This is a genomic window from Fulvivirga lutimaris (assembly GCF_009711525.1).
In the GTDB taxonomy this organism is placed as follows: Bacteria; Bacteroidota; Bacteroidia; order Cytophagales; family Cyclobacteriaceae; genus Fulvivirga; species Fulvivirga lutimaris.
Window position 1 is genome coordinate 1 of the sequence record NZ_SMLV01000261.1, and the last position, 8,987, is coordinate 8,987.

An 8,987-nucleotide genomic window follows, 5' to 3' on the forward strand; every position below is an offset into this window, starting at 1 on the left:
ATAAAAACTTATGAATGGGTTTTCTAATATTTGCACCATAAACAATCTTAATTATGGAAGCAATACAAGAAAAACAAAACATCCAAGTTCAAAAGGGAAACTATGATTTGATCAAAGGTGAATACACACCTGAAGAAGGATTAGAAATCATCAGTCACTTGCTCATGAAAAAAATCAACTTTCATGAATTAAAGTCTTTTAGTAAGCAGATAAGATTCGGAATGGAAGATAAAGCTTCACTAAATAGAATAGAAGAACTGAAGGCATCATCTGAAGAGCTAAAACAACTCATTAAAGAGGCAAAATTAACTGGAAAAAACCTAAGAGTTAAATCAACCATTTCTGTTGAATTAATCTAAAATTCCATTTAAACCTAACCATAAAATGATGTTTCAAAATCTTCTAGCGCTAATTGTAATTTTATCTCCAGCAGCTTTCACCATCACGGCATTAATGTCTTGGTTTCAATCAGGAATACGTCCAAAAATGGTAAAACAAATGGGGATGATATCAACAGTGATAAGCATTGCCATTGCGTTAATATGTGGCTATTTGGTCATGAGTTATGGGCAACTTCAAACAGAACTAATAGGAATCAATAACCTTGGATTCAGTTTACGAGTTGATGCTCTAAGCATAATGATGATGACCATGATAGCCCTTCTGGGTTTTATCATTGTCAAGTTCAGCATCAACTATCTTGATGGTGATAAAAGACAGGGAGCATTTATCGGTAGACTGGCGGCAACCATTGCCTCCGTACAGCTGCTGGTATTATCTGGTAACCTTGGTATACTGCTGGTATCATGGATTCTGACAAGTGTTTCATTACACAGGCTTCTGGTTTTTTATTCAGACAGACCGGGAGCACTTGTGGCTGCCAAAAAGAAGTTCATTCTCGCCAGATTAGGTGATTTATGCCTTCTCATTGCAGTAGTTCTTATGTACAATCAATTTGGTACAGGCGATCTGGAAAGCATATTTACTGCTATCAAGAACAATCAGGCTCTGGGCTTGCCACTTGCCGGCCTTGAAACTGTTGCCATTTTCTTAGTACTCACAGCACTCCTGAAATCTGCTCAATTTCCAACCCACGGTTGGTTAATAGAAGTAATGGAAACGCCAACACCAGTCTCAGCTTTGCTTCATGCGGGCTTATTAAATGCAGGACCTTTCCTCATTATAAGAATGGCCTTTGTTTTAGAGGCTAGCAGCTACGCACCAATAATACTGATGATTGTAGGTGGCTTTACAGCACTTTTTGGATCAGTGGTTTACCTTACTCAAACCTCTGTGAAAACTGCCCTTGCCTACTCTAGTATAGCTCACATGGGTTTTAGTCTCATGGTATGTGGCCTTGGAGTTTATCCTGCCGCGATGTTGCACCTTGTGGCACATTCATTTTACAAAGCGCATTCATTCCTATCATCAGGTAGCGTCATTGATGTCATAAGAGGATCGAAGATAAAATCACTAGAGCAGGCGGTAAAACCATATAAAGTGATCATAGGTATTGCCCTGGCAGTTGGCGTGTACTTAGGTTTTGCAATGATTTGGGGTATAAACCCTGAAAAGGAACTTTCATTGCTATCCATTGGAGCCATCATTGTGCTGGGACTGTCAAGAATCTTTACGGCAGCATTGGATTCTAAAAAAAGCCTACCACTGCTCATTCAGGCAACTTTAATGGCCATACTTGTAACTACAGCATTTTTCACCCTTGAGTCGGGTACACACTATCTACTCAGTGCGCAAGTTCCTGAGTTAACTGTCCCTGGTCTTGGAAAAATAGTAGCTATAAGCGCCATATTGATAGTTTTTGCAGCGGTTGTTTTCATCCAAATTCTTGCGCCTTTTATCTCGCAAAATGCAACCTACAGCGCCTTGGCCATACACATAAGAAATGGGTTATATGCCAATGCCATTTTTGACAGAACGGTAAGTGCTTTGAGGGTACATTCTCCAGAAACCAAGCACGTGACGCAGCTTCAGGCTGATCAGTTTAAAAGAATAGAATACATCAATGCAGAAAGTTTTGACGGACAGCCCGCTTGATTTTAAAGAGTAATATCAAACATTCCATAAACAGTAAAACCAGACCAATGACTTTAACAAAACTAGACGGACCAAATTTTCTGGAGCAGCTTGAAAAAGAGAATAATGCACTGGTAAACACCATGCGCACAGCTTGCAAAAAAATTGCTCCTGTTTGGCCTTTAGAAAATTTTGTAGCGGTGAATCCTTACTTAGGGTTGACTGACAAAAAATTCAAAAATGTGGCCCAGGACCTGGCAACAGCAGGTGGAATACAAATGACTCAGTCATTGTCATTTTACATGGAAAAACTGGCAGAAGGGAAGATTTTACGAGAAGATATAGAGACAGCGCTAAAACGAAATGCTGACGAAATTGATACCAATACAGATGATTTTTTAGCAAGTCTAAAAGATCAGGACAAAAAGCAGGAGCCTGCGCCAATTGCCACAGTAGTGGATGTAGCTTCACAACTCAGCGGGAAAGACTGGAATAGCTTTGTAACTTCCAGAATTTCAATCTGGGCAGCATCCTACTTCGACAATGGGCAGGCATCATGGGCAGCCGCAGATAAAAAAGCCGGACTCTTTGCTTCATGGAAGTTCGATGCAGAAACAGATCTCACTACAGAAATTGCGGGATTGAAAAATTTCAGAAAAACGATTAAGTCCTTTCCAAATGATCCAATACTAGCCACCCAAAAGGCGCTTGAAATGCTAAGGATTCCTGAGGGATGTGACAACCTCTACTTTCACAGGTTACTACTAAAAGTGGGTGGGTGGTCTGCCTACGCAGCACGCCTTGACTGGGATAATGAGCTTTATGGAGGTAAAGATGGCAAGCTCATAGAAATGCTTGCAGTGTTAATTTGCTGGGAGGCTGCCATACTTAACTGCCTGCAGCATGACGAACTGAAAAAAAAATGGAATGAGGCCAAAATAATCCTTTCGGCCACAGCAGTCAAAAGAAGCATAAACGAGCAACTGGCTCAAAAGCTGATCCTTCAGGAGGCCTATGACATTGCAGCGCAGCGCGAGATCGTGAATAAATTCAAAAATGGGAGCGTCAAAAAGAAAGTGGAAGAACAAGCAAAAGCTCAGGCCATATTCTGCATCGATGTACGCTCTGAAGTATATCGAAGAAATTTAGAGCTTATTGACAGCAACATAGAAACCCTTGGATTTGCCGGATTCTTTGCCTTCCCCATTAAGTATGTGCCCATAGCACACGAACATGGAGAAGCCCAGTGCCCGGTATTGTTAAAAACAGGGCCAACCATTATGGAGGAGCTGCCCGATGCAGAAGAAAATGAGTTAGCGTATAAGAGCCGAATATTTAAACACCAGGTGAGTAAAATTTGGAAGTCTTTCAAATCTGGGGCGGTGACCTGCTTCAGTTTTGTGAGCCCAATGGGACTATCCTACCTTCCTAAACTCTTCACAGATTCCTTCGGACTGACAAGGCCGGTACCTCAACCGGATAAGAACGGTATGAGTGAAGGGCATTCTAAAACAAAAAGGATCAGCCTGGAAGCAAATGCCCACAACAGCGAAATTACAGGGATACCAGAAGAGCAACGTGTGAGCATGGCTAAAAACGCACTCAACGCCATGTCATTGACAGAAGATTTCGCAAAATACGTACTGATAGTAGGTCATGGGTCTACCTCGGTAAACAACCCACATGCTACGGGCCTTGACTGTGGAGCATGTGGTGGACATAGTGGAGAATCTAACGCCAGGGTAGCTGCAGCAGTGCTCAACGACAGAAAAGTGAGAGCTAGTCTTAAGCAAGAAGGGATAGACATTCCAGAAAATACGGTCTTCCTGGCCTGTCTGCATGACACCACAACAGATGAAGTAAGCATTTTCAATGAATATGACATACCGACCGATAAAAGCGAGGAATTGATTGAGCTTAAAAAATCACTCGATATGGCTGGCCATGCGGCAAGGACTGAGCGTGCACTCAGAATGTCAGCAGACGGAGATGTTGATCTGGCGATAAAAGCAAGAAGTAATGACTGGTCACAAATTAGACCAGAATGGGGATTAGCAGGCTGCTCATCATTTATAGTAGCGCCCAGAGGGCGAACCAAAAATCTGGATTTTGGTGGCCGATCATTCCTCCACTCTTACGAATGGAAAAAAGACCAGGGTTTCTCAATACTAGAACTTATCATGACAGCACCCATGGTAGTAACCAGCTGGATAAGCTTGCAGTATTACGCCTCCACTGTTGACAACAAAAACTTCGGTTCGGGAAATAAAACACTGCACAACGTTACCGCAGGAGTTGGCGTATTGGAAGGCTACTCAGGAGACTTGAGAGTTGGGTTACCGATGCAGTCGGTGCATGATGGAGAAAATTTCCAGCACGAGCCTTTAAGACTCAACGTGATCATTGAAGCGCCAATTGAGGCCATGAATATCATCTTAGAGAAACACCCTTCGGTGAAAGACTTATGCGACAACGGATGGTTACATCTGCTGGCTATGAATGAAGAAGGCAAGGTGTCGCACAGGTATGAAGGCAACCTCAACTGGGAGCAGTTATAATGGCTTAATAACCACTAAATAAATGAACCTGTTTTATGGAAGAAAGGTGGCTATAGCCACCAAACACCATAAAGAAAAAGTGATCGGACAAAAGGTAGCCTCCAAACTTGGAGTGCTGCCTTTTGTGCCTTCAGGGCTAGATACCGATCAGCTTGGAACTTTTACTGGCGAAATAGAACGCTCTTTAAGTCCATTGGAGGCTGCCAGAAAGAAATGTGAAATGGCCATGGACATAGCAGGCTGCGATCTTGCTATAGCCAGTGAAGGCTCATTTGGCCCACACCCTTCCCTTATTTTTGTGCCGGGCAATGAGGAACTGGTTTTACTGCTTGACAGGAAAAACAACTTAGAGATAATAGGAAAAAAGCTTACCACCGAAACCAACTTTGATGGCCGGATTTGCTACACTGAGGCCGAGCTAATGGATTTCGCTGAAAAAGCAGGTTTCCCCTCTCACAGGCTGATCTTAAGAAAAGATAAAGACTCAAAAACAGCTATTTTTAAGAGCATAGGTCATAAAAATGAACTGTTGGAGAAATATGACTGGCTCATGAAGCATCATGGAAAGGCCTTTGTGGAAACCGATATGCGTGCCCATTATAATCCAACCAGAATGGAGGTAATAGCAGCAGCCACTGATAATTTGATACAAAGAGTATTAACCAACTGTGATCAGTGCCAAGTCCCTGGCTTTGGTATTACCGATGTAGAACGAGGGTTAAAATGCAGTTGGTGTGGCTTGCCCGCACGTTTTGGGTTAGCATTTCACATCCACTTTCATCTCTTAACTTGTGGACTACTTGTAATGACGTGGTGTTTCAAGCTGCATGTAGAGGAACTAGGTTCTAAACCCAAATCGTGCTAGTTTTATGCCGTTATCCCGATAGTTATCGGGAAAACAAACGCGCCTTACAGAGGCGTTGGCATGTATTCCACACATAAAGAAACTCTACTAATTTCTTGAACTAACGAATTGTTTTTGGATGAAAATTAAGATAAACAACAACCGTAAGTCAAAATTTCATAAAAAAGGGAAAGGCTTGAAAGTGATTAACTTTATAACTTTAATTATTTGCATGCAAAGATTTACTTACCTATTATCATGCCTTTTAATGACCATAGAATTTCAAGCACATCTTTTTTAGTTTCGGCATTTTTTCCATGTTTATCAAGTACCTTGAAAATATCATCCATCGTTTCCATATATTCTGCAGCACTTATGTTCATCCCTTTGTGTGTTGTTTCCATATCTCTGCCAGCATAAACCTGCGGCCCACCACTTCCTGTTGTAAAGAAATTGACTGTATGCGTTTTAATCTTAGCTAAATTTTCTGGCTGCTCTAAATAGGGAGTAAACCGAGCAGAAATTACCGGATTATTCATGTGTGCTTCTACCACATCGTCTACAATTTTCACAATACCTTTTTCTGCACCTAATCGTTCATATAATGACTCTGACATAATTTTTGATTTATTTAATAATTCATAATATCATCAAAAGTATATTTTACCTCAAAGCCTTACTAGTACAATTAATTCAAAAGAATGTAAATTTTGACCAATACAGTATTTTGCTAGAACTAGTTTTTAGAAGTGAAAGTCCGTCATGTACTCTTTTGGAGATATTCCATACATTTTGCGAAAACACTTTGAAAAATATGAGGCGCTGGAAAAGCCGCATAAAAAACCCGTTTCAGATACGGTGTTTATTCCACTATTTAATTTATCTAATGACTTTTCCAACCTGTACTTGTTGAAGTAAGCGTTTGGCGAAAGACTTAATAAACCCACACTGTTTCTATAAGCTTGAGACCTGCTATATCCGAGGCTGGAAGCAAATGCATCAATACTCAATTCAGAATTTGAAAAATTCGTCTCCAGAAAACCGAAGAGCTTATTAAAGAAAAGCATCTCAACCACACTAATCTTGATGATTTGCATTGAAGTGAGATCGGTATCCGATAGTTCATTCTGATACATTTCCAACACCATTGGTGACACAGAAAATCCTCTTCCCATTTCACACAATCTCCTTGAAGTTTGTATAGTATCTTCAAATATAGATTTGTTACCTTCCACAGGTAGTCCAGCATCCAAACCTAGGCTCATACTAAATTGTGGATATATCTTTCCGAATTTCTCTTGAACTGCTACCCCACACTGAACAGCCTGTTGAACAGTTGTCAATGAAATGAGCAAATTACAATTATCTTGCCGTACAACTGTTCCTTGCATAACCTTGACCTCATCAATGATCTTATGTCTATAATCACTTATGGACGATGCTAAACCTTTGTCCAGTTTATTGTTTAACCGCCCAATTTGTATTCGAACCGATAGTAAAAAACGAAATGCAGATTCGCCAATGACGTTCAATTCTGCACCAGACTCAAAATCAGGATCTTCCATTCTTCCAAGAAAGGATTCAACAAGATTTGGGTCTACCTCAATAATTGAATGAGACAGCTCACCGTGTGCATGCTTGTGCATTTTGTTAACAGATTCAGCATCTGGAGCTTCAACCAAACAAAATGCGGTTTTTCTATTATCATCAAACCAATATGTTAATCCACAGCAATTGTATTTATGCTGAACTTTTTGGTCTTCTAAATGTAATCGTGCAACACTTTCAGCAGTTACTTCTTTAGATACGTCATGGCGATCCATGTATATTGGCATAGATATTTATTTGAATCAATAATATAAGTATATTAAGTTTGTTTTTATTTGATTCTTCTGAAAAACAGAATAAATTGAAAGAACGACATGCCAACACCGTGTATAACTAATTGCTTGGTCTGTGTGTACTCGGAAAATCCGTTAGAATTTTCCTATTGGCACGGTTTCTTTTATTAACTTAGTTCTTGCCAACGCAACAAGTCATACACTAACTCGTTACCTGTAATTTAGTCCCACATGTGCTTTGAAGAACTATCGGAATCTAAAATTCAATTCCCTTCGTATCTGGCCATAAATGATACCGTATCAAACAGTGAATGAAGAATAATACCAGGAAATAAGTTTCTGCCATTGGCAACATAGAGTACTCCGAAGTATATACCCACAATAAATACCATGATGCTTCCATACCCATGGGCATAATAATAATGACGCAAAGCCCAAAATGACGCAGGTAGAATGATGGCTAAGACAGTGCCATATCGTTTGTCAATGATCCGCTCCAAAGCATTGATTAAAAATCCTCGGTATACCAGCTCCTCACCAAATCCTCCGATTAAAATTCCTGTAACTATCCAGCTTATTGTTAATTGAATATTTCCAGATAAATCACCGAATCGTTCATTTGTCCTAGGGGGCTTTTCAAAGAAAAAACTAGAGACTTCATTGGCTATCATAATGACAAATACCGATAGCATTAAACCAATAATAAACCATAAAACGGTTTTATATCCATTAGTCCATTTTAAGCCAAGATCACGCCATTTGAGCCCTTGTTTATTTAAATAGAAAGTGAGAAAAATAAAACCCAGAAATAAAGATATTGGCCCAGAAATTCTCCAAAAAAATTGGTAAAACAGCCATTTACTTCCGTTTAACAGGAGTACTAGCATTAAAACGGTTTGTAAAAGTTGGCGCTTATCGATTGAAAGAAATGCGCCCTGACAGCCTTTCAATTTTAAATTCATAGCCAATCAGACCTTTCCAATTCAAATAAATCATTTGGTAGTAACTTCAATACACTGGCAAGCTTAAACGCAAGAATGACCGAAGGCTGATATTTTCCTTTCTCAATAGAATGTATGGCCTGACGTGTAACACCCACTAGTTTGGCCAATTCTTCCTGTCCTATATCAAGTTCAGTTCTTCGGATTTTTACACGGTTAATCATTGAATCTTTTTTAAAAGGTTAAACACCAGGATATAAACAATTAACTGAATCTGAAAAACCTCCATAATCAGTAGATGACTAACAGTAAAAATGAAGGAATCAGCCAGCGCATAAATAAAAGACAGGAGGACTGTAATGGCGATACTTCGAAACCTGAGATAGTTTAAATACTCATTGTCATTTTTATCGCTTGAAAAAGAAATCAGTCCAAGAGCGATAAAAGCAAATACCTCAAGCAAGGTGCTTTTTACTGACTTAGAAGCCCAATCATTTGTGTTTTGAAAGCTGAGTAGTACTGCTGTCAGGAAAGTAAGAAAGAACAACCAAATCCCGATTCGTTTGTAGATATGTCTTAACATAATTATTTAATTTGTAATTCATAGACGACATTTGTAACCTTAAAGTTACATAATTCGTCTTTTATGGGAATGAAATGTTCACAAAACCTATTTTAAAATGAGAACGGACCTGAGTCAAATCATCAAAATTGTACTTATTGCGATCGCTACAACTTCATGTGGAACGACACCACCTTCAGCGGATAG

The 8,987-nt window shown here is 39.7% G+C and carries 9 protein-coding genes; 4 read left to right on the plus strand and 5 right to left on the minus strand.

Annotation, left to right across the window (positions count from 1 at the left end):
• The first annotated feature begins 53 nt into the window (after positions 1–53).
• Genes E1140_RS03775 through E1140_RS03790 form a run of 4 tightly spaced genes read left to right on the plus strand, consistent with a single transcriptional unit; the run spans position 54 to position 5,457 of the window.
• The gene (locus tag E1140_RS03775) at positions 54–359 is read left to right on the plus strand and encodes a hypothetical protein (protein ID WP_155179188.1); all 306 of its coding nucleotides are present in this window, start codon (positions 54–56) and stop codon (positions 357–359) included.
• A gap of 28 nt (positions 360–387) precedes the next feature.
• A complete protein-coding gene (locus tag E1140_RS03780) occupies positions 388–2,055 on the plus strand; it encodes a proton-conducting transporter transmembrane domain-containing protein (RefSeq protein WP_155179190.1) in 1,668 nt (555 codons plus the stop codon).
• A 47-nt stretch (positions 2,056–2,102) separates the two neighbouring features.
• A complete protein-coding gene (locus tag E1140_RS03785) occupies positions 2,103–4,592 on the plus strand; it encodes a YbcC family protein (protein ID WP_155179192.1) in 2,490 nt (829 codons plus the stop codon).
• Positions 4,593–4,614: 22 nt separating this feature from the next.
• The gene (locus E1140_RS03790; protein ID WP_155179195.1) at positions 4,615–5,457 is read left to right on the plus strand and encodes a DUF6671 family protein; all 843 of its coding nucleotides are present in this window, start codon (positions 4,615–4,617) and stop codon (positions 5,455–5,457) included.
• A 221-nt stretch (positions 5,458–5,678) separates the two neighbouring features.
• On the opposite strand, the gene E1140_RS03795 is transcribed toward E1140_RS03790, so the two are convergent.
• The 5 genes from E1140_RS03795 to E1140_RS03815 form a co-directional block, all read right to left on the minus strand.
• Positions 5,679–6,053: a group I truncated hemoglobin gene (locus tag E1140_RS03795; protein WP_008203268.1), complete on the minus strand. Its 375-nt coding sequence runs from the start codon at positions 6,051–6,053 to the stop codon at positions 5,679–5,681.
• A gap of 126 nt (positions 6,054–6,179) precedes the next feature.
• Positions 6,180–7,271 (minus strand): nickel-binding protein, encoded by a 1,092-nt coding sequence (locus tag E1140_RS03800; protein ID WP_155179198.1) that lies wholly within the window; start codon positions 7,269–7,271, stop codon positions 6,180–6,182.
• Between the two features lie 269 nt (positions 7,272–7,540).
• A complete protein-coding gene (locus E1140_RS03805) occupies positions 7,541–8,164 on the minus strand; it encodes a CPBP family intramembrane glutamic endopeptidase (protein ID WP_185153412.1) in 624 nt (207 codons plus the stop codon).
• A gap of 71 nt (positions 8,165–8,235) precedes the next feature.
• Positions 8,236–8,442, minus strand: coding sequence for a helix-turn-helix transcriptional regulator (locus tag E1140_RS03810; RefSeq protein ID WP_155179202.1), 207 nt, complete (start codon positions 8,440–8,442; stop codon positions 8,236–8,238).
• The gene (locus E1140_RS03815) at positions 8,439–8,801 is read right to left on the minus strand and encodes a hypothetical protein (protein ID WP_155179204.1); all 363 of its coding nucleotides are present in this window, start codon (positions 8,799–8,801) and stop codon (positions 8,439–8,441) included. Before E1140_RS03815 ends, E1140_RS03810 begins: the two co-directional genes overlap by 4 nt.
• Between the last annotated feature and the right edge of the window lie 186 nt (positions 8,802–8,987).